This window comes from Ferrimonas balearica, from assembly GCF_019802085.1.
In the GTDB taxonomy this organism is placed as follows: Bacteria; Pseudomonadota; Gammaproteobacteria; order Enterobacterales; family Shewanellaceae; genus Ferrimonas; species Ferrimonas balearica_B.
Genome location: NZ_JAHVHV010000002.1, coordinates 753,168 through 780,034, shown reverse-complemented (window position 1 = coordinate 780,034; position 26,867 = coordinate 753,168). Strand labels below are relative to the sequence as shown.

Annotated in this window: 24 protein-coding genes; 9 read left to right on the top strand and 15 right to left on the bottom strand. The window is 63.6% G+C overall.

Annotated features, from left to right (window positions below; translation table 11 throughout):
* Positions 1–33 precede the first annotated feature (33 nt).
* Entirely contained in the window at positions 34–837 is an 804-nt protein-coding gene (gene suhB, locus KUV81_RS11935) for an inositol-1-monophosphatase (RefSeq protein WP_222544076.1), read from the top strand.
* A gap of 63 nt (positions 838–900) precedes the next feature.
* Here suhB and KUV81_RS11930 read toward each other — a convergent pair whose 3' ends face one another.
* Positions 901–1,074 carry a hypothetical protein gene (locus tag KUV81_RS11930; protein WP_222544075.1) on the bottom strand — a complete coding sequence of 58 codons (174 nt, stop codon included), beginning with the start codon at positions 1,072–1,074 and terminating at the stop codon, positions 901–903.
* 298 nt (positions 1,075–1,372) lie between these two features.
* Between KUV81_RS11930 and KUV81_RS11925 the strand changes: the two genes are divergently transcribed.
* Both KUV81_RS11925 and KUV81_RS11920 read left to right on the top strand, forming a co-directional pair.
* Positions 1,373–1,699, top strand: coding sequence for a nitrite reductase (NAD(P)H) small subunit (locus tag KUV81_RS11925; protein ID WP_222544074.1), 327 nt, complete (start codon positions 1,373–1,375; stop codon positions 1,697–1,699).
* A gap of 146 nt (positions 1,700–1,845) precedes the next feature.
* Positions 1,846–2,247: a phosphate-starvation-inducible protein PsiE gene (locus KUV81_RS11920; RefSeq protein WP_222544073.1), complete on the top strand. Its 402-nt coding sequence runs from the start codon at positions 1,846–1,848 to the stop codon at positions 2,245–2,247.
* 1 nt (position 2,248) lies between these two features.
* On the opposite strand, the gene KUV81_RS11915 is transcribed toward KUV81_RS11920, so the two are convergent.
* The gene (locus KUV81_RS11915; RefSeq protein ID WP_222544072.1) at positions 2,249–2,488 is read right to left on the bottom strand and encodes a YecH family metal-binding protein; all 240 of its coding nucleotides are present in this window, start codon (positions 2,486–2,488) and stop codon (positions 2,249–2,251) included.
* 105 nt (positions 2,489–2,593) lie between these two features.
* Between KUV81_RS11915 and KUV81_RS11910 the strand changes: the two genes are divergently transcribed.
* From KUV81_RS11910 to KUV81_RS11890, 5 genes are all read left to right on the top strand, one after another.
* Positions 2,594–4,276 carry a sensor histidine kinase gene (locus KUV81_RS11910; protein ID WP_222544071.1) on the top strand — a complete coding sequence of 561 codons (1,683 nt, stop codon included), beginning with the start codon at positions 2,594–2,596 and terminating at the stop codon, positions 4,274–4,276.
* Positions 4,273–4,986, top strand: a complete 714-nt coding sequence (gene btsR / locus KUV81_RS11905) for a two-component system response regulator BtsR (RefSeq protein WP_222544070.1) — start codon at positions 4,273–4,275, stop codon at positions 4,984–4,986. Before KUV81_RS11910 ends, btsR begins: the two co-directional genes overlap by 4 nt.
* 91 nt (positions 4,987–5,077) lie before the next feature.
* Positions 5,078–5,368 (top strand): integration host factor subunit alpha, encoded by a 291-nt coding sequence (locus KUV81_RS11900; RefSeq protein WP_222544069.1) that lies wholly within the window; start codon positions 5,078–5,080, stop codon positions 5,366–5,368.
* Between the two features lie 195 nt (positions 5,369–5,563).
* Positions 5,564–7,018 (top strand): carbon starvation protein A, encoded by a 1,455-nt coding sequence (locus KUV81_RS11895; protein WP_222544068.1) that lies wholly within the window; start codon positions 5,564–5,566, stop codon positions 7,016–7,018.
* Between the two features lie 124 nt (positions 7,019–7,142).
* Positions 7,143–7,319 carry a hypothetical protein gene (locus KUV81_RS11890; protein WP_222544067.1) on the top strand — a complete coding sequence of 59 codons (177 nt, stop codon included), beginning with the start codon at positions 7,143–7,145 and terminating at the stop codon, positions 7,317–7,319.
* Here the strand turns inward: KUV81_RS11890 and KUV81_RS11885 are convergent.
* The 8 genes from KUV81_RS11885 to KUV81_RS11850 all read right to left on the bottom strand — a co-directional run bounded on the left by KUV81_RS11885 (position 7,297) and on the right by KUV81_RS11850 (position 14,449).
* Positions 7,297–8,217, bottom strand: a complete 921-nt coding sequence (locus KUV81_RS11885; protein ID WP_222544066.1) for a bifunctional precorrin-2 dehydrogenase/sirohydrochlorin ferrochelatase — start codon at positions 8,215–8,217, stop codon at positions 7,297–7,299. The genes KUV81_RS11890 and KUV81_RS11885 overlap by 23 nt on opposite strands.
* Positions 8,217–8,525 (bottom strand): putative signal transducing protein, encoded by a 309-nt coding sequence (locus KUV81_RS11880; RefSeq protein WP_222544065.1) that lies wholly within the window; start codon positions 8,523–8,525, stop codon positions 8,217–8,219. The genes KUV81_RS11885 and KUV81_RS11880 overlap by 1 nt, the downstream gene beginning before the upstream one ends.
* Before the next feature lie 125 nt (positions 8,526–8,650).
* On the bottom strand, positions 8,651–9,595 hold the full coding sequence (gene secF, locus KUV81_RS11875) for a protein translocase subunit SecF (RefSeq protein WP_222544064.1): 945 nt from the start codon (positions 9,593–9,595) through the stop codon (positions 8,651–8,653).
* Between the two features lie 12 nt (positions 9,596–9,607).
* Entirely contained in the window at positions 9,608–11,452 is a 1,845-nt protein-coding gene (gene secD / locus KUV81_RS11870) for a protein translocase subunit SecD (RefSeq protein WP_222544063.1), read from the bottom strand.
* Between the two features lie 43 nt (positions 11,453–11,495).
* The gene (gene yajC, locus KUV81_RS11865; protein WP_409995567.1) at positions 11,496–11,822 is read right to left on the bottom strand and encodes a preprotein translocase subunit YajC; all 327 of its coding nucleotides are present in this window, start codon (positions 11,820–11,822) and stop codon (positions 11,496–11,498) included.
* A gap of 32 nt (positions 11,823–11,854) precedes the next feature.
* Entirely contained in the window at positions 11,855–12,979 is a 1,125-nt protein-coding gene (gene tgt / locus KUV81_RS11860) for a tRNA guanosine(34) transglycosylase Tgt (RefSeq protein ID WP_222544061.1), read from the bottom strand.
* Positions 12,980–13,131: 152 nt separating this feature from the next.
* A complete protein-coding gene (gene queA, locus KUV81_RS11855) occupies positions 13,132–14,181 on the bottom strand; it encodes a tRNA preQ1(34) S-adenosylmethionine ribosyltransferase-isomerase QueA (RefSeq protein ID WP_222544060.1) in 1,050 nt (349 codons plus the stop codon).
* Positions 14,182–14,275: 94 nt separating this feature from the next.
* On the bottom strand, positions 14,276–14,449 hold the full coding sequence (locus KUV81_RS11850) for a hypothetical protein (RefSeq protein ID WP_222544059.1): 174 nt from the start codon (positions 14,447–14,449) through the stop codon (positions 14,276–14,278).
* Positions 14,450–14,563: 114 nt separating this feature from the next.
* Here KUV81_RS11850 and KUV81_RS11845 point away from each other — a divergent pair, with 114 nt between their 5' ends.
* Positions 14,564–15,154, top strand: a complete 591-nt coding sequence (locus KUV81_RS11845) for an ACP phosphodiesterase (RefSeq protein WP_222544058.1) — start codon at positions 14,564–14,566, stop codon at positions 15,152–15,154.
* 24 nt (positions 15,155–15,178) lie between these two features.
* Here the strand turns inward: KUV81_RS11845 and KUV81_RS11840 are convergent, their stop codons facing one another.
* From KUV81_RS11840 to KUV81_RS11820, 5 genes are all read right to left on the bottom strand, one after another.
* Positions 15,179–18,313 (bottom strand): efflux RND transporter permease subunit, encoded by a 3,135-nt coding sequence (locus KUV81_RS11840; protein WP_222544057.1) that lies wholly within the window; start codon positions 18,311–18,313, stop codon positions 15,179–15,181.
* A complete protein-coding gene (locus KUV81_RS11835) occupies positions 18,310–19,413 on the bottom strand; it encodes an efflux RND transporter periplasmic adaptor subunit (protein ID WP_222544056.1) in 1,104 nt (367 codons plus the stop codon). The genes KUV81_RS11840 and KUV81_RS11835 overlap by 4 nt, the downstream gene beginning before the upstream one ends.
* 356 nt (positions 19,414–19,769) lie before the next feature.
* Entirely contained in the window at positions 19,770–21,362 is a 1,593-nt protein-coding gene (locus KUV81_RS11830) for an isocitrate lyase (RefSeq protein ID WP_222544055.1), read from the bottom strand.
* A 23-nt stretch (positions 21,363–21,385) separates the two neighbouring features.
* Positions 21,386–23,014 carry a malate synthase A gene (gene aceB, locus KUV81_RS11825; RefSeq protein WP_222544054.1) on the bottom strand — a complete coding sequence of 543 codons (1,629 nt, stop codon included), beginning with the start codon at positions 23,012–23,014 and terminating at the stop codon, positions 21,386–21,388.
* Positions 23,015–23,748: 734 nt separating this feature from the next.
* Entirely contained in the window at positions 23,749–26,862 is a 3,114-nt protein-coding gene (locus KUV81_RS11820; protein WP_222544053.1) for an efflux RND transporter permease subunit, read from the bottom strand.
* Between the last annotated feature and the right edge of the window lie 5 nt (positions 26,863–26,867).

Genomic DNA, 26,867 nt, shown 5'->3' with positions numbered 1-26,867 from the left:
GCCCTCCGTTCTTTTACATCCTGGGGTATCGATATGCATCCGATGCTGAACATCGCCGTGCGCGCTGCACGCAACGCTGGCAACGTTATTGCCCGCGCTTTTGAAGATCTGGACAAAGTGGAAGCCGAACAGAAAGGCTTGAACGACTTTGTCACCAACGTGGACCGCGACGCGGAGCGCGCCATTGTGGCCACCATTCAAAAGGCCTACCCGGGCCACACCATCATCGGTGAAGAGTGCGGCACCATCGTCGGTGAGCACGATGAGTTCCAATGGATTATCGATCCCCTGGATGGCACCACCAACTTCATGAAGGGGATCCCCCACTTTGCCGTTTCCGTCGCCCTGCAGATCAAGGGCAAGGTGGAGCACGGGGTGATCTACGATCCCATCCGCAATGAGCTGTTCAGCGCCAGTCGTGGCGGCGGTGCCCAGCTTAACGGCTACCGCGTTCGCGTGGGCAACCACCGCGACCTCAAGGGCACCATCCTGGGCACCGGCTTCCCCTTCAAGCAGCGTCAGCACATCGAGCCCTACCTGGCGATCTTCAACGAGCTGTTCACCGACGTGGCGGACATGCGCCGTGCCGGCTCCGCGGCGCTGGATCTGGCCTACGTGGCCGCCGGCCGTCAGGACGGTTTCTGGGAAATTGGCCTGAAGCCCTGGGACATCGCTGCCGGTGAGCTCATGGTGCGCGAGGCCGGTGGCCTGGTCAGCGACTTTATGGGTGGCCACAACCAGATGACCAGCGGCAACGTGGTCGCCGGTGCCCCCAAGGTGACTGCCGCCATCCTGAACAAGATGCGCCCGCACCTGACCGAATCTCTCAAGCGCTGAGCCTTACGCCCAGACGCAAAAAGCGCGGCCCTCGAGCCGCGCTTTTTTGTGTCCGGAGTGTGCTTATCGGTCCTGCCGGCTGCGCTGCCACCAGCGGGCGGCGCGAAACGCGCCGAACAGCACCAGCAAGCCCAGGCCCACCGCCGGGGCCAGCAGCAGGCACAGCAGACCCACCCACAGGTAGGGCAACTGCCTGGGGTGCAACCATCGATGATGTCGGGAAACGCCGTCGCTCATATCCGCTCCATGACAAGGGCAGGCCTACTCAGTCTACGCCAAAACGGCAAAAAAAACCGGGCTGCAAGAGCCCGGTAAAGAACGAGAAGCCAATGAAAAACGTTTGCCGGGATGCCTTCCGACGGTAGTCACTGTGCCCCATTTTGATGACATCCCGGTGACAGAGTGCACCGTCCTGGCGCAAGAGGGCTGTCCCGCGGGGGCAGCAAGCCTATAAACCATTGATTTAAATGCAAGGGAATTCTTGGTACGGCAGTTGCTCTGCAATGCACATTGGGAGAATGAGAAGGAGTCGACCATGCCCTGGACCCCGTTGTGCCAAAGCGAACACCTGCCCCTGCGCACCCAGCTGCAGATGAGTGAAAACGATCAGCGCCTGCTGCTCTACCGGGATCCCTACAGCCGCAAGGTCTACGCCCTGTACAACCACAACCCCCTGACCCTGGGGGCCAACCTGCACCAGGGCGAGGTGGTGCACATCGGTGAACACCCGGTGCTCAGCGTCAACCACGCCCACTTCTCCCTGGCCACCGGCGACTGCCTTGAGATCCCCGCCATGGCGGTGGAGGTGGTCCGCACCCGCGAGTGGCAACAGCAGATCGAGATTTATCTGCCGACTCACTGAAAAATTGGGATTTTCTTGGGGGTGATCCGGATCACAGCCCGGCGGCGGCTATGATAAAAGTGCGGACGGGATCACGGGTTTGCACGTGGGCACACCGATCCCCTGCCAGTACACTAATGCTCAGTCAACCTCAACGGACCGAGTCAATGAACGCACTTTATCAACGCTATGGCACCAAGAGCCTGAAGTTTTGCGAGCACGGGATCCTGATCATCATCTCCATCGCCACCCTGGTTGCGATCTACGAGGAGGTGATGATGATGTTCGGCAACCGCACGGTGCAATTGGGCGACCTGCTGCTGCTGTTCATCTATCTGGAAGTGCTGGCCATGGTGGCCAACTACGCGGAAGTGGGCAAACTGCCCATTCGGATGCCCATCTACATCGCCATCGTGGCGCTGGCCCGTTACCTCATCCTGGACATGAAGGCGATGGACGAGTGGCGGGTGTTGGCGGTGGCCGTTGCCGCCCTGGTGCTGGCCGCCACGGTTCTGGTGATCCGCTTTGGCCAGCTCAAGCTGCCCTATCCGAAGGACAGCAACGACTGAATCAGTGGTTGCAGACCCGGGCCCGATTCACCTGGTACCCCTCCCCCTGCTGGCTGAGCTTGTCCCGCTCCAGCAAAAAGGCCAGCAGGGCATCCACCGTCAGGTCGTCCATCTTACAGGTGTGAAACCGCACCTGGTCACCAAACCGTTCTGCCGCCAAGGCTTTGAGTTGCTCCAGGCTCTGGGGTTCGGCACACTCGGACACCATGGCCAGAAATTCGTGGGCGTGTACACTGCTCATAAAACCACTCCTATTAAATAACGAGTAGATAATATGCACCTTTAGGGGGCGGGTCTTTGATCCCGGTCCGGTTTTGGGGCTTTGGCCTGGGTGCGATACCGCCACATGGAAAACCTCGATCTCATTGTCAGCCTGACCCAACAGATGAGCCTCTACCTGGTACTGGCCTATCTGTTGACCAAGACCCCGGTGCTTCGGCCCATGGTCGATCTGGCGGTGCACCTGCCCCACAAGCTGATCGTCTACGTCACCTTCTCTTTGCTGTGCATCATGGGCACCTACTTCGGTGAGGCCACCCATGGGGCCATCGCCAACACCCGGGCCATGGGCGCCATCCTCTCCGGATTGCTGGGCGGGCCGGTGGTGGGCACCCTGGTGGGGCTGACCGGGGGCCTGCACCGTTACTCCCTGGGTGGCTTTACCGATCTGGCCTGCGCCATCTCCACCACCTCCGAGGGCCTGCTCGCCGGGCTGATGCACTACCGTCTGGTGCGCGGTGGCCGCCTCGATGCCCTGTTCGATCCCCGCCGGGTGGCCCTGGTGGCCCTGGCGGCGGAGACCCTGCAGATGCTGATTATCCTGGCGGTGGCCCGCCCCTTCGTCGACGCCCTGGCCCTGGTCAAGGTGATCGCCCTGCCGATGATGCTGGTCAACTCCCTGGGGGCGGCACTCTTTATGAGCATGATCCGGGATCAAAGGGCCATCGCCGAGAAGCTCTCCTCCGTGCACTCGGCCAAGGCGCTGAAGATCGCCGAGCGTACCGTGGGGGAGCTCATCAACGGCTTCAACCAGGAGAGCACCGCCAAGGTGGCGCGCATCATCTTCGAGGAGACCAAGGTCAGCGCCGTGGCCATCACCGATAGGGAAAAGCTGCTGGCCTTTATCGGCACGGGGGCCGATCACCACATCCCCGGCACCCCCATCTCCTCGCAGATGACCCTGGACGCCATTGCCACCAACCAGGTGGTGTTCGCCGATGGGGTGGAGCGGCCCTACCGCTGCTCGCTGTCGGACCACTGCCTGCTAGGCTCCAGCCTGATCGTGCCCCTGCGGGGGGACAACGAGGTGATCGGCACCATCAAGCTGTACGAGACCAAAAAGCGGCTGTTCCTCAGCCTCAACCAGACCCTGGGCGAGGGGATCGCCCGACTGCTCTCCAACCAGATCCTCACCGGTCGCTATCTGGAGCAGAAGAGCCTGCTGACCCAGGCGGAGCTCAAGCTTTTGCACGCCCAGGTCAACCCCCACTTCCTGTTCAACGCCCTGAACACCCTGGCGGCCATCACCCGCCGCTCGCCGGAGCAGGCCCGGGGGCTTATCCAGCACCTGGCCTCCTTTCTGCGCAACAACCTCAAGCGGGGCACCGGGGAAGTCGCCCTGGGTCAGGAGCTGGAGCACATCCACGCCTACCTGACCATCGAGCAGGCCCGCTTCGGCGACCGATTACAGGTCAGCATCGAGGTGCCCGATGCCCTGCGCCCCTGCCGCCTGCCCACCTTCACCCTGCAGCCGCTGGTGGAGAACGCCATCAAGCACGGCACCTCCACCCTGCTGGAGCCGGGGCGCATCGAGATCGGGGCCCGGGACGAGGGCGAGGATCTGCTGCTCTGGGTGGCGGACAACGCCGGGGCCTACCAGGCCAAACCGGACTCCGACGGCCTGGGAATGAACATCGTCGACCAACGCATCAAGAACGAGTACGGTGAGCACTACGGCATCACCGTCACCTGTGAACCGGACAGCCGCACCGAGGTCCAGGTCCGGCTGCCCAAGAGGGAGGCTTTATGATCCGCACGCTGATCATCGATGACGAACCCCTGGCCCGCGATGAGCTGATCAGCCTGCTGGGCGACCACGACGACATCGAGATCGTCGGCGAAGCCAACAACGCCATCGAGGGGATGAGCCAGATCAACCGGTTGAAGCCGGACCTGGTGTTTCTCGACATCCAGATGCCCAAGATCACCGGCATGGAGATGCTGGCGATGCTGGACCCGGAGTCCATGCCCCGGGTGGTGTTCGTCACCGCCTACGACGAGCACGCGGTGGCGGCGTTCGAGAAGAACGCCTTCGACTACCTGCTCAAGCCGGTGGCGGAGGATCGCCTGGCCACCACCCTGGCCCGGGCGCGGGAGGCGCAGGCCCCCCAGGCGCTGGCACCGCTGCTGGAAGATCGCATCCGACATTTGCCCTGCTACCAGCGCAACACGTTGAAAATCGTGAGAATCGAAGACGTAGAGTTTGTTTTCTCCGATCTCAGCGGGGTGCACGTGGCCACGGCCTCACAAACCATCCATACCCAGCTCACCCTGAAGGTGCTGGAGGAGCGCTCCCCGCTGATCCGCTGCCACCGGCAGTACCTGGTCAACCCGGAGGCGATCGCCGCCATCACCCTGCAGGAGGGGGGCAACGGCGAGATCCAGACCCGTGGCGAGCGCACCCTGCCGGTCAGCCGCCGCTATATGAAGCCCCTCAAGCAGGCCTTTGGCTTTCAATAGCCCACTTTTTAGGCAGTTCCCCTCGGCCCGTCTACACTGAGAAAACCCCCTGTGGGGTTCTTTTGATGTTGTAAATGAGTGAGGTACTGGCATGTCTCTGACCAAGGCAGATATGACAGCCCACTTGGTTGACCATCTTCACCTTAAAGTGGCCGATGCCAAACTGCTGGTGGACACCTTCTTTGAGGAGATCCGCCAGACGCTGGAAAAGGGCGAAGAGGTTAAGCTAAGTGGTTTTGGCGTCTTTCACCTAAGAGACAAAAACCCCAGGCCGGGACGGAACCCGAAAACCGGTGAAGAACACGAGATCACGGCCAGGCGGGTCGTGACCTTTGCCGCAGGGGGCAAGCTCAAGGGCCGGGTGGCCACATTGAACGCCTGACGACACAACGCCGCACTCGCGGCGTTGTTCTTTTCGCCTCAGTAAAAAGTTTCACACCGCTCACCGACCCCACCAACCGCTTACTCCCGCTGACAACCGCTCACTGCCCCTATGGCACCGCTGACCCTTTTTGCCCATGAACCCCTCTCACCGTGCGAGTAAACTGGCGCCATTCTTCGTCTGAGGACTGTCAAAATGCTCTGGTTCTTCACCTGTGTCGCCCTGCTGGTCGGCGGCTACTTCATCTACGGTGCCTTCGTTGAGAAGGTGTTTGGCATCAACGAAAAGCGTCAAACCCCGGCGCACACCAAGACCGACGGCGTGGACTACGTGCCCATGTCCAAAAAGAAGGTCTACCTGGTTCAGCTGCTGAACATCGCCGGTGTGGGTCCCATCTTCGGCCCCATCATGGGTGCCCTGTATGGCCCGGCGGCCATGCTGTGGATCATCGTCGGCTGCATCTTCGCCGGTGCCGTTCACGATTACTTCTCCGGCATGCTGTCCGTGCGTAACGGCGGTGCGTCCGTTCCCACCATCGTGGGCAAGTACCTGGGCACTCCGGCCAAGCACTTCATGAACCTGTTCGCCATCGTGCTGCTGCTGCTGGTGGGCGTGGTGTTCGTTTCCGCTCCCGCGGGCATGCTGACCAACCTGATCAACGAGCAGACCGGTCTGACGGTGACCCTGGGCACCATGGTGGCCATCATCTTCACCTACTACGTGATCGCCACCATCGTTCCGGTGGACAAGATCATCGGCCGCTTCTACCCCTTCTTCGGCGCCCTGCTGATCTTCATGTCCGTTGGCCTGATTGCCGCCCTGATGTTCTCCAGCGAGCACACCCTGCTGGGCAGCTACCAGGTGTCTGACATGTTCACCAACCTGAACCCGAACGACATGCCCCTGTGGCCGGCCCTGTTCATCACCATCGCCTGTGGTGCCATCTCCGGCTTCCACGCCACTCAGTCCCCGCTGATGGCCCGCTGCATGGAGAACGAGAAGAACGGCCGTTTCGTGTTCTACGGAGCCATGATCGGTGAGGGTGTCATCGCCCTGATCTGGTGTGCCCTGGCCCTGTCCTACTTCGGCGACATGGGTTCCCTGGCGGCAGCCGTAGCCGACGGTGGTCCGGGTAACGTGGTCTACTCCGCGTCCTTCGGCCTGCTGGGTGTGTTCGGTGGCATCATCGCCTTCCTGGGTGTGGTGATTCTGCCCATCACATCCGGTGACACCGCGTTCCGCTCCAGCCGCCTCATCCTGGCTGAGTACTTCAACATGAACCAGGTGAAGATCAAGAACCGCCTGATCATCGCCGCGCCGCTGTTCGCCATCGGTGCCATCCTGACCCAGGTGGACTTCGGGGTTATCTGGCGCTACTTCGGTTTCGCCAACCAGCTGACCGCCGTGATGATGCTGTGGACCGCCACCGCCTACCTGGCCCGTGCGGACAAGCTGCACTGGATCACCACGCTGCCGGCGATGTTCATGACCTCCGTCGTCGTGACCTTCATCCTGAACAACGCCACCCTGGGCTTCGGTCTGCCGATGACCATCTCCACCGCCTGTGGTGTGGTTACCGCCTTCGTGGTTGCCTTCACCGTAGTTGGTGTGATTGGCAAGCAGGAGCTGCCGGCCGACGCCGAAGCCTAACGGCCTCGCCAAGTCGCTAAAAAACGGAGCCTTCGGGCTCCGTTTTTGTTTTGTCATCTACACTGACAGTCTCTGTCATGTTCAATCGTCACACTCCCCGCGTCATCAACTGAGAGACAACAAGATGTCTGAACTGTCTTGGCATGTGGAGGGGATCTGGAAAACCCCCAAGGGACACCAGAGGGACATACGCTACTTCAATGGCAGCAAGGAGCACGTGGAAAAGGTGTTGCAGCGACTGGAAGGAAAGGGCCGGCTGTTACGCCGGCTGAAGTTTGCTAAGGGCACACCGCACCGCTGACAAAGGTGGTGGGTTTGAACGGCGCCAGTGACGACTGCCACTGGTCCTGGGCTGCCTCGGGCAGCACCACCAGCACCTGCGCCCCCTCCTTCAGCCCGGCGGCGATCTCCGCCAGGGCCTCCGAATCCAGCGCATGACGCTCGGCATCACGACGACACAGCGCCTCCAGCGCCTCCGGCACACTCCCCAGATGATAGATGGCGTCCAGCTGCTGCAGGTGGGTCAGCGCGGCGATGGGCAGGGTGTCCGCCTGCTGCTCGCTCAACACCAGCCACAGGCGCCCCTGGGCGTCCTCTTCCCGCTCCGCCTGGGCCAGCCGGTCCGGGGTGTCCGCCCGCCAGGCCAGGCCATTGCCCTGCAAAAACCGCTGCCACACCAGGCGCGGCTCCCGGTGCTGTTCCATGATGCGGGGGCGCTGCTCACCGATAAAACGGGCCAGGGCCCCCAGGCTGCTGGGCAGCAGCCCCTCGAGTCGGGCGCGCAGGCTGCGCACCAGCACCGGGGCACCGCCTTCGCTGCCGATGGCCACCACCACCGGCGAACGGTCCACCAGTGCCGGGGTGATGACGGTGCAGGATTGGGGGTCGTCCACCACGTTGACCCAGAGGCCCCGGGCCCGGGCGTGTTCGCTGACGGTGCGGTTGAGGGCGGGATCGTCGGTGGCGGTGATCACCCCCTGGTGCCCCTTGAGTTGCTCATCGTGGTAGAACTGGGCCAGGTGGCGCACCCGACCCTGTTTGATAAGGCCATCGACTGCGGGCACCACCCGGGGGGCGATCACCGTCAGCCGCGCTTCAGTGCGGCTCCAGAGGGTCAACTTGCGGGCCGCCACCTCACCGCCGCCGATCACCACCACTGAGAGGCCCTTGGTGTCGTGAAACAGGGGGAAGTAGCGCATCAGGCCTCCGGCTCGGCGCCGCAGCGCCAGCACAGCTCGAAATGGCCGTCGTTTTGCTCACCGCAGGCGGCGCACTGCCAGGGCGCCATCTCCTGCTGATAGCGTTTGAGCAGCTCCAGGGCCCGGGCCTGGTGGCAGCGTTCCACCAGCAGGCGCACCTCCTGGGATTCCATGGGCAGCTCCCCTGCCCCGCCGCCGAGGGCTTCGCCCAACATCCGCACCAGGATCCCCTGCTGCTCCAAAAATCCCTTTACCGCATGGGCTTCGATCGCGTTGGCCGCTCGATAGAGCTCAACATAGCTATCCATGGTTGACGCCTTCTCCTTGTCGCATGGATTACCGCAGATTCGGCCCGGGTTCCCAGGCCGGCTAAGCTAACAAAAAGCCACCCCGGAGGGTGGCTTGTCAAGACAAATGTGTCGGTCGACGTCCATCAGGGCATCAGGGGGTCCTGATCCGCGCCCTCTTTTTCCACCACCACCGGCAGCATGTGCTCGCGGCACAGGCCCAGGCGGATGGAGGTGTAGCTGGCCACGTAGATGGAGGAGTAGGTCCCCACCGCGATCCCCAGCAGCAGCGCCGTGGCGAATCCGTGGATCATGGAGCCCCCGAGCATAAACAGCGCCACCACCACAAACAGCGTGGTGCCGGTGGTGATGATGGTCCGGCTCATGGTCTGGGTCACCGAGGTGTTGACCACGTGCTCCGGGCTGCCCTTACGCATCTTGCGGAAGTTCTCCCTCACCCGGTCAAACACCACGATGGTGTCGTTAAGCGAGTAACCCACCACCGCCAGCAAGGCCGCCAGCACCGTCAGGTCGAACTCCAGCTGCAACACGGAGAACACCCCCAGGGTGACTATCACGTCGTGCATCAAGGCCACCAGGGCACCCAGGCCCAGACGCCACTCGAATCGGGCCGCCACGTAGGCCAGGATGCAGATCATCGCCACCAGGACGGCCAGGCCACCCTGCTCGGCCAGTTCCTGACCCACCTGGGGACCCACGAACTCAACCCGCTTGATCTCGGCACCGGCGCCCAGGCCCTTGGCCGCGGACTCCACCTTGGCCACCAGCTCGTTGCCTTCACCGGCCTTGGGCGGAATGCGCACGATGAGGTCTCGGGCGCTGCCAAACTGCTGCACCACGGCCCCTTCGATCCCCTGCCCCTCGACCGCCTGACGCAGATCGCTGGGCGAGACCGACTCGGCGTAGTTCACCTCGACCACGTAGCCGCCGGTGAAGTCCAGGCCCCAGTTGATGCCCCGCAGCCCCAGGCTGGCCAGGGAGGCCAGCACCAGAAGGATGGAGAACAGGCTCACTACCTTGGCGTGCTTCAGGAAGTCGATGGTGCCTTTGATTTTCAGGATCTCAAACATCACATCGCTCCTTTAGATGTCCAGCTTCTTGAGGCGCTTGCCGCCCCACAGGGCGTTCACCACGGCCCGGGAGCCGACAATGGAGGTGAACATGGAGGTGGCGATGCCGATCATCAGGGTCACGGCGAAGCCCTTCACCGGCCCGGTGCCCACGGCGAACAGGATCAGCGCGGTGATCAGGGTGGTGATGTTGGCGTCCGCAATGGTGGACAGGGCGTTGCCGTAACCTTCGTGGATCGCCTGCTGGACGGTGCGGCCGGCCTTGAGCTCCTCACGGATCCGCTCAAAGATCAGCACGTTACCATCCACCGCCATCCCCACCGTCAAAACGATACCGGCGATGCCCGGCAGGGTCAGTGTGGCCCCGGGGATCATCGACATCACGCCGACGATCATCACCAGGTTGGCCATCAGGGCCCCCACGGCGATAAGGCCGAACTTGCGGTAGTAGATCGCCATGAAGATCACCACGGCGGCCATGCCCCACAGCAGGGCGGCCATGCCGTTGTCGATGTTCTCCTGGCCCAGAGAGGGACCGATGGTGCGCTCCTGGACGATGGTGATCGGCGCGATCAGCGCCCCGGCCCGCAGCAGCAGCGCCAGGTTGTGCGCCTCGGCGGGCGAGCCGATGCCGGTGATGCGGAAGTTGCGACCCAGGCGCGCCTGGATGGTCGCCACGTTGATCACCTCTTCGATCTTGTCGAACTTGGGGCTGCCGTCTTCGTTGCGCTCGCCGGTGGGCTTGTACTCGATAAAGACGGTGGCCATGCCGGAGCCGATCTTATCCCGGGTAAAGTCCGCCATCTTGTTGCCGCCGGCCGCGTCCAGGTTGATGTTCACCTGGGGCTGGCTGGTCTCGCTGAAACCGGACTGGGCGCCGGTGATGTGGTCGCCGGTGAGGATCACCTGCTGGTCCAGCACCACGGGACGGCCGTCGCGGTCTTCATACAGACGGGTGCCCGGGGGCACGATGCCCCGCAGGGCGGCGTTCAGGTCCGCTTCCCGGGAGACCATGCGGAACTCCAGGGTCGCGGTGGCGCCCAGGATCTCCTTGGCGCGGGCGGTGTCCTGCACCCCCGGCAGCTCCACGGTGATCCGCTCGGCACCCTGGCGCTGTACCACCGGCTCCGCCACACCCAGCTCATTCACCCGGTTACGCAGGATGTTGATGTTCTGGTTGAGGGCGTACTCTTTGATCTCTTTGAGGTAGGGCTCAGAGAGCGTCGCCAGCAGCACCAGGTCGTCGGGCTGACTGAACACCAGGTTGGCGTTGCGGCCGCGCAGGTAGGCGTAGGCTTCGTTGGCCACCGCGGCGTCGCGGAAGCGCACCTCGACGCCGTCGCCGGCCACACGCACACCGGAGTAGCGCAGACGCTGCTCACGCAGGTCGGCGCGGAAATCGGTGACGATCTGCTCCTGCTGCTTGCGGATCGCCTCGTTCATGTCCACTTCCATCAGGAAGTTGACCCCACCGCGCAAGTCCAGGCCCAGCTTCATCGGGTTACCGCCGATGGTCTTGAGCCACTCCGGGGTGGCGGGCGCCAGATTGAGGGCGACGATGTAGTCGCTACCCAGCTCCTGTGCTACCACTTCCTTGGCTTCGATCTGATCTTCGGCGTTGCTGAACCGCGCCAGGATCTGACCCTCTTCCATTACCACGCTCTTGGCGTCCAACCCCTCTTCACCCAGGGCGGTCTGGATCCGATCCAGAACGGAACTGCTGAGCTCGACGTTTCGCGTCGGCGAGATCTGCAGCGCCGGGTCCTCCCCGTAGAGGTTGGGTGCCGCGTAGAGCGCCCCGATGGCGATCACGAAGATCACCAGCAGGTTTTTCCACATCGGGTATTTGTTCAACACGCCGTTGCCCCTTAACAAAAACTGGCTAAATGCGTCGTAAGACTTACAGAGACTTTACGGAGCCTTTGGGCAGAACCGCGGTGATAAAGTCTTTCTTGATGGTGACTTCGGTGTTCTCGCCCAGGGCCAGCACCAGGTAGTCGTCGTCGGCGGTGACCTTAACGATCTTACCCACCAGACCACCGTTGGTCAGGACCTCGTCGCCCTTGGCCAGGGACTCCACCAGGCTCTTGTGCTCTTTCACCCGCTTGTTCTGGGGGCGCAGGATCATGAAGTAGAAGATCAGGCCGAACACCGCCAGCATGATGATCATCTCCATGCCGCCACCCTGGGGGGCACCGGTGTTGGCGTAGGCGTTAGCGATAAACATAAGCGTCAACTCTCTCGTTAGTTATATTGATTTCAGTCGTTTAACGGGGGTACTTCCCGGCCTTGCCTGGCATAGAAATCCGCCACAAAGTCGTCTAGGGTACCCTGCTCAATGGCCCCCCGCAAACCCTCCATCACCCGCTGGTAGTAGCGCAGGTTGTGGATGGTGTTGAGGCGGGCGCCGAGGATCTCGTTGCAGCGCTCCAGGTGATGCAGATAAGCGCGGCTGTAATGCTTGCAGGTGTAGCAGTCGCACTCGCTGTCCAGGGGCGAGGTGTCGTCCCGGTGCTTGGCGTTTTTGATCTTCACCACCCCTTCGGTGGTGAACAGATGGCCGTTGCGGGCGTTGCGGGTGGGCATCACGCAATCGAACATGTCGACGCCGCGACGCACCCCCTCCACCAGGTCCTCCGGCTTGCCCACGCCCATCAGGTAGCGGGGCTTCTCTTCGGGGATCTTGGGACAGATGTGCTCCAGGATGCGGTGCATGTCCTCCTTGGGCTCCCCCACCGCCAGACCGCCGATGGCGTAGCCGTCGAAACCGATCTTCATCAGGCCGTCCAGGGACTCGTCACGCAGGTACTCGTACACGCCCCCCTGGATGATGCCGAACAGCGAATTCTTGTTGCCCAGCTTGTCGAAGGCGTCACGGGAGCGCTGGGCCCAGCGCAGGGACATGCGCATGGAGGTGGCGGCCTCCTCTTCGGTGGCCGGATAGGGGGTGCACTCGTCGAAGATCATCACGATGTCGGAGCCCAGGTAGTACTGGATCTCCATGGAGCCTTCCGGGTCGAGGAAGATCTTATCGCCGTTGATGGGGTGGCGGAAGTGCACGCCCGCTTCGGTGATCTTGCGGATGTCACCCAGGCTGAACACCTGGAAGCCGCCGGAGTCGGTCAGGATCGGCTTGTGCCAGTTCATAAAGTCGTGCAGATCGCCGTGCTTCTGCATGATCTCGTTGCCCGGGCGCAGCCACAGATGGAAGGTGTTGCCCAGGCAGATCTCGGCGCCGGTGGCTTCCACCTCTTCCGGGGTCATCCCCTTGACGGTGCCGTAGGTGCCGACGGGCATAAAGGCGGGGGTCTCCACCGTGCCGCGTTCGAAAGTCAGCCGCCCACGGCGCGCGCGGCCGTCGGTGGTGAGCAGATCAAATTTCATGAATACCTCTTACCAGAGAAACAGTCCGGAGATGGTGTGTAGTGTAGGCCGCAAGGGCGGCGCAACAGGGATAAAATGGGGATCCCCCGAGCCGGCTTCAAGCGCTCGGGGGCGAATTTTGGGTTTTTCGTGATTTACGTCCGCCTGGCGGCCTATTTTTCGTCCCGACGGGTCACGAACATGGCATCGCCGTAGCTGAAAAAGCGGTAACGCTGGGCCACCGCGTGACGGTAAGCGTTCATCACGTTGTCCTGACCGGCGAAGGCGCTGACCAGCATGATCAGGGTGGACTCCGGCAGGTGGAAGTTGGTGATCATGGCGTCCACCAGCAGAAAACGGCGCCCGGGGTAGATAAAGATGTCGGTGTCCTGGGCGTAGGGGGCCAGCGGCGCTCCCCGCTCGTGGGCTGCCTGGGCAGCGGACTCCAGGGAACGCACCGAGGTGGTGCCCACGGCGATCACCCGCCCGCCCCGGGCCCGGGTGCGCTCGATCGCCTCCACCACCTCGGCGCCCACCTCGGCAAACTCCGAGTGCATGTGGTGATCCTCCACCTTATCCACCCGCACCGGCTGGAAGGTGCCGGCGCCCACGTGCAGGGTCACGTAGGCCATCTCCACCCCCTTGGCCTTGAGGGCCGCCAGCATGCTCTCATCGAAGTGCAGGCCGGCGGTGGGGGCCGCCACGGCGCCGGGACGCTGGTTGTAGACGGTCTGGTAGCGCTCGCGGTCGCTGTGCTCATCCGGGCGGTCGATGTAGGGCGGCAGGGGCATGTGGCCGATGCGGTCCAGCAGGGTCAGCACCGTCTCCTCACCATGGAAGGCCAGCTCGAACAGGGCATCGTGGCGGGCGGTCATGGTGGCGGTGACGCCGTCGTCGAACTGCAGCTCATTGCCGGGCTTGGGGGCCTTGGAGGCGCGCACGTGGGCGAGCACCCGGTGGTTGTCCAGCACCCGCTCCACCAGCACCTCGATTTTGCCCCCGGAGGCCTTCTGGCCAAACAGCCGGGCCGGGATCACCCGGGTGTTGTTGAACACCATGAGATCCCCGGGGCGGATGAGATCCATCAGATCGGGGAACTGACCGTCGGTGAGGGCGCCGCTGGGCCCATCCAGGTGCAGCAGCCGGGAGGCGGTGCGATCTTGGGTGGGGTAGCGGGCGATCAGCTCGTCCGGCAGTTCAAAATGGAAATCGGATACCTGCATGGTTTCGGCCCTTGTCGACGGCGTGGGGGTGTCCCGCATCAGGCGGGGGCGCTAGTCTAAAAAGAGGGCGGGCCGGGATCAAGGCCGAGGGGCCTCAGTTGTCCTCTTCGCGCTTACTATCCAGCGGATCGTCCTGGTCCCGGTGCTGGCTGAGCAGCTCCTTCATGGTGTCCGGGGCTTCGTGGGTCTCGAAGGGGATGTCCAGCTCGATCCGTTGTCGTCGCCGGAAGGTTTTCTGTATGTGGTCCTGCAACCATTTGAACGCCATGGGAACTCCTTTCCCGTCCGAAGGGGGTGACGAGGCCTGCCCAAACCTCAAGGTGTCGCCATCCAATGGCGTTAACATAATGTAAATACGACACAAATTCAGAGCAAGCGTAATTTGAACTTCCTCGCCCACCTGCTGATCGCCGATCACACCCAAACCAGCCTGGCCGGCGCCGTGGGGGCGGACTTCGTGCGCGGCCCCCTGGGCGGCTGGCCGGAGCCGCTGCACACCGGCATGGCCCTGCACCGCTTTATCGACGTCCGGGTGGATCAGGACCCGCGGGTACTGGCCCTCAAGGCGGCGTTCGATCCGGCCCATCGGCGGATGGCGGGGATCCTGCTGGACCTGGCCTTCGACCATCAGCTGGCCCGCCAGTGGTCTCGCTTCCACCCCTGGCCCCTGCCCCGCTTCAGCCAACACTGCTACGCCGAGATGGCCCGCACCGAGCACCTGCCGGAGCGGTTTCGCCCGGTACTGGCGGCCATGACCCGCACCGACTGGCTGGTGCAGTACCGCGACGCGGCCAACATCGACGGCGCCCTGTACAACATCGCCCGGCGCCTCTCCCGGCCGGAGCGGTTGCGGGCGGCGATCCCGGAGATCTGGCGCCTGGAAGCCCCCATCGCCGACGCCTTCGACAGCCTGATGCCGGACCTGCTGGACCAGGCCGAGGCCTTCCTCAGGCACAAAAAAAGCCCCGCCTGAGGCGGGGCTTTCTGGGCCGCGGGGTTACTCCACGGCGGGGTTGGGCTTGAGGTTCGCCTCGCCCTTGGTCCGCTCCCGCAGACGCTGGAACAGGGCGAAGAAGCCGGGGATGAAGCAGGTGCCCACCACCAGCACGCACATCAGGCCGCCCAGCAGGGTCCAGCCCAGGGACCACTGGGAGAGCTCGCCGGCGCCGGAGGCCAGCACCATGGGGATCATGCCGCAGATAAAGGACCAGGAGGTCATGTTCACCGCGCGGAAACGCAGCTTGCCCGCTTCCACCGCGGCCGCCTCGATGGGCCGCCCCTCCTCCTCCCGTTTGAGACGGGCGAACTCCACGATAAGGATGGCGTTCTTGGCCGCCAGGGCGATCAGGAGCACCAGACCCATCTGGGCATAGAGGTTCAGCGGCAGACCCACCGCCTTGAGCGCCATCAAGGCCCCCAGTACCGCCATGGGCACCACCAGGATGATGGCGGTGGGCATGGTCCAGGACTCGTACTGCGCCACCATAAACAGGTAGATGAACAGCAGCGCCAGGGCAAAGGCGTAGATCGCCAGATCCCCCGCCGCCTTCTCCTGGAAGGCCATGCCGGTCCACTCGAAGGCGTAGCCGTCCGGCAACATCTGATCCGCCAGCCGCTCCATCGCCGCCAGGGCTTCACCGGAGGCGTAGCCCGGGGCCGCCTGGCCGCTGATGGTGGCGGCGTTGTAGAGGTTGTAACGCCAGGCCACGTCCGGAGCCAGGGTGGGCGAGAGGCTCACCAGGGTGGAGAGCGGGATCATGTCACCGCCGGCGCTGCGCACGTGGAAGCGGCCCAGATCCGTGGTGTCACGTCGAAACTCCGCCTGGGCCTGCATGTTGACCCGGTAGGACTTGCCGTAGAGGGTCACGTCGTTGACCCGCATCGCCCCCAGGTTGGTCTGCAGCGTGGAGAAGATCTCGGTGATGGGGATCCCCAGCTGACGGGCCTTCAGGTAGTCCACATCCACGTAGTAGTGGGGCACGTTGGCACGGAAGAAACTGAACACCCGGGTCAGTTCCGGCTGCTGGTTGGCGGCACGGATGAAATCGTCCATCACCGCCGCCAGCTCCTCCCGGGGACGCCCTCGGGTGTCCTCCAGCATAAACTCGAAGCCGTTGGCCGCGCCGATGCCGGGGATGGCCGGCATGCCGAAGGCCATCACCTGGGCGTCGTGGTACTGGGTGGCGGCCCAGACATTGAGTCGGTGGGTCACCTCACTGAGGCCCGCTTCCCGGTCGGCCCAGTCGTGCAGGCGGACGAAGAAGGTGGCGGTGTTGGACTGCAACGAGAAGGAGAGCAGACCGAAGCCCCGGGCGGCGCCCACGGCGTCCACTTCCGGGTAGCTCATCAGCACCGCTTCCAGATCATCCGCCACCTCCATGGTGCGGCGCAGGGAGGCGCCGTCCGGCAGCTGGACGTTCACCAGCATCATCCCCTTGTCCTCCTCCGGCACAAAGCCGGTGGGGATGGAGGGGGTGATGACGGTCAGCAGCGCGATGGCGGCGGCGAACAGGCCCAGCAGCAAACCGGACTTGCGCACCAGGGTGGCGGCCACCCGGCCGTAGCGCTCGGTCAGGCGGTCGAAGCCGCGGTTGAAGGCCCGGTACCAGCGCGGCCCTTCGGCCCCCGGCTTGAGCAGCAGGGAACACAGTGCCGGCGACAGGGTCAAGGCGTTGATGCTGGAGAGGATCACCGAGATCACGATGGTGACCGCGAACTGGGCGTACATCTCACCGGTGATCCCCGGCAGCAGGGAAACGGGGATGAACACCGCCAGCAACACCAATGTGGAGGTGATGATGGGGCCGGTCACCTCCTTCATGGCGATGATGGTGGCCTCGACGCCGCTCAGCTGCGGGTTCTCCCGCATGTTGCGCTCCACGTTCTCGATCACCAGGATGGCGTCGTCCACCACGATGCCGATGGCCAGGATCAGGCCAAACAGGGTCACGGTGTTGATGGTGAAGCCCATGGTCAACATGAAGGCGAAGGTGCCGATCAACGAGACCGGGATCGCCACCAGGGGCACCGCCGTGGCCCGCATGGAGCCGAGGAAGAGGTAGGTCACCGCCACCACCAGCAGCACCGCCTGGATCAGGGTCTCCAGCACCGAGGCGATGGACTCCTCGACGAACAGCGTGGTGTCGTAAACGATGTCGTAGGCCATGTCCTCCGGGAACTGCTCTGCCGCGGCGGCGAGGAAGGCCTTGACCTGCTGACCGGTCTCCAGGGCGTTGGCGTCCGGCTGCAATGAGAGGCTCAGCATCGCCGCCAACTGGCCGTTGCGGGTGGCCTCGAAGTCGTACATCTCTTTGCCCAGGTCCACACTGGCCACGTCCTTGAGGTACAGGGTGCTGCCGTCGGAGTCCGCCCGTACGATGACGTGCTCAAACTCCTCGACGGTCTGCAGCCGGCCCTGGGTCACCAGGGGGATGGTCATGGCGGGCTGGTCCAGATCCGGTGCTCCCCCGATGCGACCGGCGGGCATCACCACGTTCTGCTCCGCCAGGGCGCCGTAGACGTCGGTGGTGGTCAGGCCGTAACGGGCCAGGCGCTCCGGATCCAGCCAGACCCGGATGGAGTAGCGCGCCCCACCGAGCAGGGAGACGTCGGAGATCCCGGGGATCCGCTTAAGCTGCTCCTCCAGGTTCAGGGCGACGTAGTTGGTGAGGAAGATGTCGTCGTGGGTCTCGTTGGGGGAGTAGACCGTCATCGCCATCAGCAGATCCGGCGACTTCTTGGCCACCTTGATCCCCCGCTCCCGTACGTCGGCGGGCAGTCGGGGTGTGGCCTCGTTCACCCGGTTCTGCACCAAGACGGTGGCCATGTCCGGATCCGTGCCGATGTCGAAGGTCACCTCGAGGAAGTAGCCGCCATCGTTGGCGGAGCGGGAGCGCATGTAGATCATGTTCTCCACGCCATTGACCGCCTCTTCGATGGGCTGGGCCAGGGTCTGCTCCACCACCTCGGCGTTGGAGCCGGGGTACATGGCGGAGACCTGCACCACCGGCGGGGTGATGCGAGGGAACTCGTTCACCGGCATGGTCCGCATGGCGATGAGCCCCACCAGCACCATCACCAGGGCGATGACGATGGCGAACTTGGGACGGTGGATGAAAAACTTGGAGATCATGCGTCGTCACCCACCACGGAGACCTGGCCGCCGGAGCGCACCCGGTGCAGACCGGAGACCACCACCCGCTCACCGGAGTTCAGGCCATCGAGGATCACGATCTCCTGGTCCAGGCGGGTGCCCAGCTCCACGTTGCGCCGGGTGACGGTGCTTTCGCCGTCCACCACCATCACGAAACTGCCCTGCTGGTCACGCTGCACCGCGGCGTTGGGGATCACCACGCCGTTGAGGGCCTGGTGGGGGCGCACCTGGACCTGGACGAACTGGCCCGGCAGCAGCACCTGCTCCGGGTTGGCGAAATCGGCGTGCAGCGCCAGGGTGCCGGTGGCCAGGTCGATCCGGTTGTCGAAGAAGCTCAGGGCCCCGTCATGGCCGTAGATCTGGCCCTGACCCAGGTCCAGGGTGATCTCCACCTGGTCGTTGGCCATCAGACCGTTGACCACCATGGCCAGGCGCTCGCGCTCGGAGATGCGGAAGCTGGTGCGCACCGGATCCCGCTGCACCAGGGTGATGAGGGGGCCGCTTTGCGGGCTCACCAGATCCCCCACCGCCGCCTGAGCGGCGCCCACCTGACCGGCAATGGGGGCGGTAACCACGGTGTGGTCCAGATCCAGCTCTGCTTTCTCCAGGGCCGCCTGGGCCTGCAGCACGCGGGCTTCGGCCATGGCCAGGCTGGCGCTCAGGTTATCGATGTCGGACTCGCTCACGCTGCCCCGGCCCAGCAGCTCCTGGTTGCGCTTGAGGTTGACCTGGGCGATGTCCCGGGAGGCCTTGGCTTCCGCCAGGCTGGCCTGGGCGGCGGACAGGGCGGCGCGGTAGGGACGGGGGTCGATCTCAAACAGCGGTGCCCCGGCCTCCACCACCTGGCCATCCTCCACCAGGCGCTGGGTCAGGTAACCGGAGACCTGGGCACTGATGTTGATGTCCTCGATCGCCTCGATGCGGCCGGAGAAGCGGCGCACCGGCTGGTAGGCCTGTTCGGTGGCGGTGGTCACCACCACCGCCGGCGGCGGCATGGCACTGGGGGCCGCGCCCTGACCGCAACCAACCAGACCAAGGGGGAACAGCAGTGCCAGACACCGCTTGTTAGCAAAATTCATACTGGGAGTCCTATCGAAAGCCCTGGCTCACCCATTGAGCAGTTTCGGGGCACACTCTAGAGAGATGGGGCTGAACTCTACCTCAACAAAGACAGTAAAAATCATGGTTTCAATGCGGAAACTGTATCTAACTATGGTAAGGCCGGAGCTTTCGAAAAACTCTCTTTCACAGAGCAACTTATGGTCAACATCAGGCCAACATTAAACCCACTGATGGCCATCTGGGCACAACCTTGGCAACGGATAAACAAAGTCAGGATTGATAAGTGCAATCAAGCCCGTAAAAAGGGCAAAAAAAGGGGAGGACCGAAGTCCTCCCAAAGCACAAGCAACGTGGGAAACTCAAAGGGGAAGGGTCAGAACTGGTTCATGGTGTTGTCCTTGCCCGCGGCCTTGAGGGCGGCGTCACCGGAGAAGTACTCCTTGTGGTCATCGCCCATGTCGGAACCGGCCATGTTCTGGTGTTTAACGCAGGCGATCCCCTGGCGGATCTCCTGACGCTGAACCCCGGACACGTAGGCCAGCATCCCCTGGTCACCGAAGTAGCCCTTGGCCAGGTTGTCGGTGGACAGGGCCGCGGTGTGGTAGGTGGGCAGGGTGATCAGGTGGTGGAAGATCCCCGCCTCCCGGGCCGCGTCGGCCTGGAAGGAGCGGATCTTGGCGTCCGCCTCCACCGCCAGCTCGGTGTCGTCGTACTGGACGCTCATCAGGTTGGTGCGGTCGTAGGCGGAGAGATCCCGGCCGGCGGCCTCCCAGGCGTCGAACACCTGCTGACGGAAGTTCAGGGTCCAGTTGAACGACGGGCTGTTGTTGTAGACCAGCTTGGCGCTGGGGACCACCTCGCGGATGCGGTTAACCATGCTGGCGATCTGGCCAACGTGGGGCTTCTCAGTCTCGATCCACAGCAGATCGGCGCCGTGCTGCAGTGAGGTGATGCAGTCGAGCACCACCCGGTCCTCACCGGAACCCTTCTTGAACTGGAAAAGGCCACTGGCCAGACGGGCCGGCTTGAGCAGTTTGCCGTTGGCCTTGACCACCACGTCCCCGTTGGCGATGTCGTCGGCGCTGTTGACGTACTCGCCATCCAGGAAGCTGTTGTACTGGTCCCCCAGATCACCGGGCTCACTGGTCACGGCGATCTGCTTGGTCAGGCCGGCCCCCAGGGAATCGGTACGGGCGACGATGACGCCGTCGTCCACCCCCAGCTCCAAGAAGGCGTACCGCACGGCGCGGATCTTGGCCAGGAAGTCGGCGTGAGGGACGGTCACCTTGCCGTCCTGGTGGCCGCACTGCTTCTCATCAGACACCTGGTTCTCAATCTGGATGCAGCAGGCCCCCGCCTCGATCATCTTCTTGGCCAGCAGGTAGGTGGCCTCCTCGTTACCAAAGCCGGCGTCGATGTCGGCAATGATGGGCACCACGTGGGTCTGGAAGTTGTCGATCTTGGCCTGGAACTCGGCTTCCTTGGCCGAGTCGCCGGCCTCACGGGCGGCGTCCAGGGCACGGAAGTAGCCCCCCAGCTCGCGGGCATCGGCCTGGCGCAGGAAGGTGTAGAGCTCCTCGATCAGCGATGCCACCGAAGTTTTCTCGTGCATGGACTGGTCCGGCAGCGGGCCGAACTCACTGCGCAGGGCCGCCACCATCCAGCCGGACAGGTAGAGGTAGCGCCCCTTGGTGCTGGTCAGGTGCTTCTTGATGGCGATCAGCTTCTGCTGGCCGATAAAGCCGTGCCAGCAGCCCAGGGACTGGGTGTACTGACTGGGATCGGCGTCGTAGCCGGCCATGTCATCGCGCATGATCTTGGCGGTGTAGCGGGCGACGTCCAGGCCGGTCTTGAAGCGGTTCTGGGCCTTCATTCGCGCCACGTTCTCGGCGCTCACCCCCCACGTTTGCCCCTGGGTTTCAATCAAGCTGTTGGCGGTATCGATGTCGTTTTGATAAGTGGCCATGGTTCGGGACTCCTTTTACGTGCTTATCCTTGAGCGAGGGTGGGTTGGGTCAGGATCTGGTACCCGGGCAGGGTGAGAAAATCCATCAGGGTGTCGGCGCAGGTCAGGCGCTCGAAGATCGCCGCGGCCTCGTCGAAGCGGCCGCCGTCGAAACGCGCCGGGCCTAGCTCTTCGCGCACCGTGGCCAACTCCTCGGTCAGCAGGGTGCGGAACAGCTCGGCGGTAACCAGCTGGCCGTTGTCCAGGTGGGTGCCGTGTTTGATCCACTGCCAGATGGACGCCCGGGAGATCTCGGCAGTGGCGGCGTCCTCCATCAGGCCGTAGATGGGCACACAGCCGTTGCCGGAGATCCAGGCTTCGATGTACTGCACGGCGATGCGGATGTTGGCGCGCATGCCCGCCTCGGTGGCCTGACCCTCACAGGGAGCCAGCAGCTCCTCGGCGGTGATGGGGGCGTCCACATCGCGGCTGATATGCAGCTGGTTGGGCCGCTCGCCGATGTACTCGTTCATCACCCCCATGGCGGTGTCCGCAAGGCCAGGGTGGGCGATCCAGGTGCCGTCGTGGCCGTTGCGGGCCTCCAGCTCCTTGTCCTGCTCCACCTTGGCCAGCACCTGGGCCTGACGTTCGGGATCCTTGGCTGGGATAAAGGCGGCCATGCCCCCCATCGCCAGGGCACCGCGCTTGTGACAGGTCTTGATCAGCAAGCGGGAGTAGGCGGACAGGAAGGGCTTGTCCATGGTCACCACCTGGCGATCCGGCAGCACCCGGTCGGGGTAGTTCTTGAGGGTCTTGATGTAGCTGAAGATGTAATCCCAGCGGCCGCAGTTGAGGCCGACGATGTTGTTGCGCAGCTCGTAGAGGATCTCGTCCATCTCGAACACCGCCGGCAGGGTCTCGATCAGGCAGGTGGCCTTGATGGTGCCAGGGGTCAGGCAGAAGCGCTCCTCGGTGTAGGCGAACACCTGGGCCCACCAGCGCGCCTCCAGGTGGCTCTGCAGCTTGGGAATGTAGAAATAGGGGCCGGAGCCCTTGGCCAGAAGGGCGCGGTAGTTGTGGTAGAAGTAGAGCGCAAAGTCCACCAGGGCCCCGGGTACCGCCTCACCGCGGAAGCTCAGGTGCGCCTCATCCAGGTGCAGGCCCCGCACCCGGGCGATCAGCACCGCCGGGTTGGGCTTGAGGGCGTAGGCCTTGCCGGTGGTGGGGTGGGTGAAGTCGATGGTGCCGGCCACCGCGTCCTTGAGGTTCTGCTGGCCCTGGATCACCTTCTCCCAGCTGGGGGCCAGGGAGTCTTCGAAATCCGCCATAAAGACTTTGACGTCGGCGTTCAGGGCGTTGATCACCATCTTGCGATCCACCGGCCCGGTGATCTCCACCCGGCGATCCTCCAGATCCGCGGGGATCCCCAGGATGGTCCAGTCGCCGTCGCGGATGGCCTGGGTTTCGGGGAGGAAGTCCGGCAGGGTGCCGGCATCGATGCGCGCCTGGCGCACCGCCCGCTCCGCCAGCAGCGCTTGGCGCGGCTCGGCGAAACGTTCCGCCAGTTCCGTGAGAAAACCCAGAGCCTCCGGGGTCAGGACGTCAGCCTCCCCCGCCACGAATTGGCCGCGCTTGATGACGCTGTCTTTGGACTCGATAACCGCCTGGCTCATATCGCTCCTCCATGTATGGGTTTTTTATGGGTTTTCATCTGAAAGTTTAGAACTACGGAAAAATGTCACCAACTTTCTTTCCCGTTGCACCATCCCGGTGCCTCAATATGAAATTTAAGCTGCTTTATGGTGCATGAAAAATCAAGCCGGAAATAACAATAATTTCACAAAAACAATTTAATTCACTGTTTTTAATGGCTCTTTGTGGCAGGTCGTGATTTGAGCATTAACTTTAAACGGCCGTTTTACTGCCGTTGATAATATTTAGAACCGGATCGGCCAAATGAAACTTAATTACGTAATTTAATTAATGCGCGTAAGCGAAGATTGACATATTCCCGCGTCGCTTCGATTGCACGGGATATTCCCGCGCCCCACCGGCCGTTTGCCCCTGCCCTGCACGTCAGCCTGACAAGCCCGCCAGAGCGGGCGTCGCAGCGGGCCTGTACGCCTTTTCGCCATTAAACGGTCGTTTGAATTTGACCTTTACGTCAACTGTGGTCAAAAAGCGTCCAGCTCGGGCTTGCCGAGATGGCCACCGCAGATGGAAATGAAAAACATCAAATGGGTTCGAGGGGTGGCGCTACAGGGCCCGCCAGGCCGGCCTTTGCGGGGATAGAGGGTCTGACCAATCCACTGGCTCGGGGCCGGGGATGAGGGCTGAGCAAGCTCGCCGTCGCAGGCAAGAAAAAGCCCGCCGAAGGGCGGGCTTGGTTGGGACGACCTCACAGGGTCTAGGCGGGCTGGCCCTTCACCCGCTCCCGCATCCGCTGCAGCACCACGTAGAACACCGGCACCAGCAGGGTGCCGACGATCCCGGCGGCGATCATGCCACCGAACACCGCGTAGCCCAGGGAGTTGCGGCTCTCGGCACCGGCCCCGCTGGCCAGCACCAGGGGCAGCACCCCGAGAATGAAGGAGAAGGCGGTCATCAGCACCGCCCTGAAGCGCATCCGCGCCGCTTCCTGGCCAGCGTCCACGATGCTGTGGCCCGCCTCCCGCTGCTGCTTGGCAAACTCCACGATCAGAATGGCGTTCTTCGATGCCATGCCGATCAACAGCACCAGGCCGATCTGCGTATAGAGGTTGATGTCCGCCTGGGCCAGCATCACGTTGAGGAAGGCCCCGAGCACCGCCACCGGCACCGACAGCATCACCGCCAGGGGGATGGTCCAGCTCTCGTACTGGGCCACCAAAAAGAGGTAGGTGAACACCAGCGCCAGGGAGAAGATGAAGGGGGCCAGGTTGCCGGCCTTGATCTCCTGGTAGGTCTGCCCCGTCCACTCGTACTGGTAGCCGGCGGGCAGCGAGCTCTCAGCCACCCGTTGCATGGCGGCGATCGCCTCACCGGAGCTGAAGCCCGGGGCCGGGATCCCGTTGATGGTCACCGAGCCGTAGAGGTTGTACTGGGAGACCACCTCCGGGCCTAAGATGGGGGTGATGGTCACCAGGGTGGACAGGGGCACCATGTCTCCGGCGGCGGTGCGCACGTAGAACTTGCTGATGTCCCGCTCCGAGTTGCGGTAGTCCATCTCCGCCTGGGCCATCACCCGGAAGGTCTTGCCGAAGCGGTTGAAGTCGTTGACGTAGGCGCCACCGAGCATGGTCTGCAAGGTGGAGAATACCTCGGTCAGGGGGATCCCCAGCACCTTGGCCTTCTCCCGATCGACGTCCACGTACATCTGCGGCACGTCGGCGCGGAAGTTGGAGAACGCCATGGCGATGGCCGGCTCCTGGTTGGCCTCGATGATAAGCCCCCTCATTACCGAGGCCAGCTCCGCCGCGCTGCGACCCATGGTGTCCTGCAGCACGAACTCGAAGCCCCCCACGTTGCCCACCCCGGGCAACGGCGGTAGGGCAAAGGCCATGGCGTTGACCCGGGGATCGGCGGCGTACTGCCCCTGCAGGGTCTGCAGGATCACCTTGTCGGAGAGCATGGGATCGGTCCGCTCCTCCCAGGTGTCCAGCACCACAATCAGCAGGCCCCCGTTGGAGGCCACCGAGCCGGTGAGCACCGAGAAGCCCGAAGCGTGAATGACGTTGGAGACCCCCGGCTGCTGCAAGGTCAGCTCCACCAGGTCCTTCATCACCTCTTCGGTGCGGTTCAGCGAGGCGCCGTCCGGCAGCTGCAAGTCCACCATAAAGCTCTTCTTGTCCTCCGCCGGCACAAAGCCGCTGGGCAGGGTGCTGCCCAGCAATCCGGTGGCGCCGATGGCCAGCACAAAGGCCAGCATCACCAGGGCGGATTTGCGAATGAGCCCCGCCACCAGCGCGCTGTAGCGGCCGGTGAGGCGGTCAAAGTGGCGGTTGAAGGCGGCGTGGAACCCGGTGTCGTGCTGTTTGGGCGGCTTGAGCAGCGAGGCACACAGCGCCGGTGACAGGGTCAGGGCGTTGATGGAGGAGATCAGCACCGAGACACAGATGGTGACCGAGAACTGGGCGTACATCTGGCCGGTGATCCCCGGCATCACCGCCGTGGGCGCGAACACCGCCAGCAGCACCAGGGAGGTGGCGACGATGGGGCCGGTCACCTCTTTCATCGCCTCGATGGTGGCGGTGCGCGGGTCCATCCCCTTCTCTTCCATCAGGCGGGTGACGTTCTCCACCACCACGATGGCGTCATCCACCACGATGCCGATGGCCAGGATCAGGGCGAACAGCGAGACGGTGTTGATGGTCATGCCGAACATCAACAGGAAGACGAAGGTGCCGATCAGGGAGACCGGAATGGCGATGGCGGGCACCAAGGTGGAGCGCACGTCCTGCAGGAAGAGGTAGACCACCAGCACCACCAGGCCGACGGAGATGAACAGGGTCTCCACCACCTCCTGGATAGACACTTCCACAAACTCGGTGGTGTCGTAGAGGATGTCGTAGGTCAGGTCGTCGGAGAAGCCCTCCGCCAGGCGGGCCATCTCGTTGCGGATCCCCTTGGCCACCTCCAGGGCGTTGGCGTCGGGGCTCTGGTAGATGGCGATGATGGCGCTGGGGTTGTTGTCCAGCTTACCCTGGGCGTCGTAGAACTGGCTGCCCAGCTCCACCCGGGCCACGTCATCGACGATCACCTTGGAGCCATCCGGGTTGGAGCGGATCACGATGGCGGCAAACTCCTCGGGCCGGGAGAGTCGGCCCTGGGCCTGCAGGCTGTACTGGAACTGCTGGTCCGGATCCACCGGCGCGGCGCCGATGCGGCCCGCCGCCACCTGGATGTTCTGCTCCCGCAGGGCCGAGATGACGTCGTTGCTGGTCACCGCCAGCGCCGCCATCCGGTCCGGGTTGAGCCAGATTCGCATGGCGTAGTCCATGCCACCGATGATCTGCACCTCGGACACGCCGCTGACCCGGGCCAGGGTGTCCTTGATGTTGAGACCGGCGTAGTTGGTCAGGTAGAGGGCGTCGAAAGTGCCGTTGGGGGAGTAGAGGTTGGCCACCATCAGGAAGTTGGGGCTTTTCTTCTTCACCTTGACCCCCTGCTGGGTCACCTCGGCGGGCAGCCGGGGCAGGGATTGCTGCACCCGGTTCTGCACGTTCACCTGGGCCATGTCGGCGTCGATGCCCACCTCGAAGGTGACGGTCAGGGAGTAGGAGCCGTCGTTGGAGGACTTGGACTCCATGTAGATCATGTCCTCCACCCCGTTGACCTCACTCTCGATCACCTGACCGATGGTGTCCTTGACCACCTCGGCGCTGGCGCCGGGGTAGCTGGTGGTGACCGCGATCTGCGGCGGCGACACGTCCGGGAACTCCGCCACCGGCAACGCCGGGATCGACAACAGCCCCGCCAGGGTCAGCACGATGGAGATGACGAAGGCGAACTTGGGCCGGGATACGAAAAATTGACTGATCATGCCTG

Excerpts from the sequence above, each read along its gene's own strand:
- KUV81_RS11930 (WP_222544075.1), bottom strand. The coding sequence starts at position 1,074 with ATGAGCGACGGCGTTTCCCGACATCATCGATGGTTGCACCCCAGGCAG.
- tgt (WP_222544061.1), bottom strand. The coding sequence starts at position 12,979 with ATGAAATTTGATCTGCTCACCACCGACGGCCGCGCGCGCCGTGGGCGG.
- KUV81_RS11925 (WP_222544074.1), top strand. The coding sequence starts at position 1,373 with ATGCCCTGGACCCCGTTGTGCCAAAGCGAACACCTGCCCCTGCGCACC.
- secF (WP_222544064.1), bottom strand. The coding sequence starts at position 9,595 with ATGTTTGAGATCCTGAAAATCAAAGGCACCATCGACTTCCTGAAGCAC.
- KUV81_RS11820 (WP_222544053.1), bottom strand. The coding sequence starts at position 26,862 with ATGATCAGTCAATTTTTCGTATCCCGGCCCAAGTTCGCCTTCGTCATC.
- KUV81_RS11920 (WP_222544073.1), top strand. The coding sequence starts at position 1,846 with ATGAACGCACTTTATCAACGCTATGGCACCAAGAGCCTGAAGTTTTGC.
- suhB (WP_222544076.1), top strand. The coding sequence starts at position 34 with ATGCATCCGATGCTGAACATCGCCGTGCGCGCTGCACGCAACGCTGGC.
- KUV81_RS11895 (WP_222544068.1), top strand. The coding sequence starts at position 5,564 with ATGCTCTGGTTCTTCACCTGTGTCGCCCTGCTGGTCGGCGGCTACTTC.
- KUV81_RS11885 (WP_222544066.1), bottom strand. The coding sequence starts at position 8,217 with ATGCGCTACTTCCCCCTGTTTCACGACACCAAGGGCCTCTCAGTGGTG.
- KUV81_RS11835 (WP_222544056.1), bottom strand. The coding sequence starts at position 19,413 with ATGAATTTTGCTAACAAGCGGTGTCTGGCACTGCTGTTCCCCCTTGGT.
- yajC (WP_409995567.1), bottom strand. The coding sequence starts at position 11,822 with ATGTTTATCGCTAACGCCTACGCCAACACCGGTGCCCCCCAGGGTGGC.
- KUV81_RS11880 (WP_222544065.1), bottom strand. The coding sequence starts at position 8,525 with ATGGATAGCTATGTTGAGCTCTATCGAGCGGCCAACGCGATCGAAGCC.
- KUV81_RS11840 (WP_222544057.1), bottom strand. The coding sequence starts at position 18,313 with ATGATCTCCAAGTTTTTCATCCACCGTCCCAAGTTCGCCATCGTCATC.
- KUV81_RS11850 (WP_222544059.1), bottom strand. The coding sequence starts at position 14,449 with ATGGCGTTCAAATGGTTGCAGGACCACATACAGAAAACCTTCCGGCGA.
- KUV81_RS11910 (WP_222544071.1), top strand. The coding sequence starts at position 2,594 with ATGGAAAACCTCGATCTCATTGTCAGCCTGACCCAACAGATGAGCCTC.
- queA (WP_222544060.1), bottom strand. The coding sequence starts at position 14,181 with ATGCAGGTATCCGATTTCCATTTTGAACTGCCGGACGAGCTGATCGCC.
- btsR (WP_222544070.1), top strand. The coding sequence starts at position 4,273 with ATGATCCGCACGCTGATCATCGATGACGAACCCCTGGCCCGCGATGAG.
- KUV81_RS11915 (WP_222544072.1), bottom strand. The coding sequence starts at position 2,488 with ATGAGCAGTGTACACGCCCACGAATTTCTGGCCATGGTGTCCGAGTGT.
- aceB (WP_222544054.1), bottom strand. The coding sequence starts at position 23,014 with ATGAGCCAGGCGGTTATCGAGTCCAAAGACAGCGTCATCAAGCGCGGC.
- KUV81_RS11900 (WP_222544069.1), top strand. The coding sequence starts at position 5,078 with ATGTCTCTGACCAAGGCAGATATGACAGCCCACTTGGTTGACCATCTT.
- KUV81_RS11890 (WP_222544067.1), top strand. The coding sequence starts at position 7,143 with ATGTCTGAACTGTCTTGGCATGTGGAGGGGATCTGGAAAACCCCCAAG.
- KUV81_RS11830 (WP_222544055.1), bottom strand. The coding sequence starts at position 21,362 with ATGGCCACTTATCAAAACGACATCGATACCGCCAACAGCTTGATTGAA.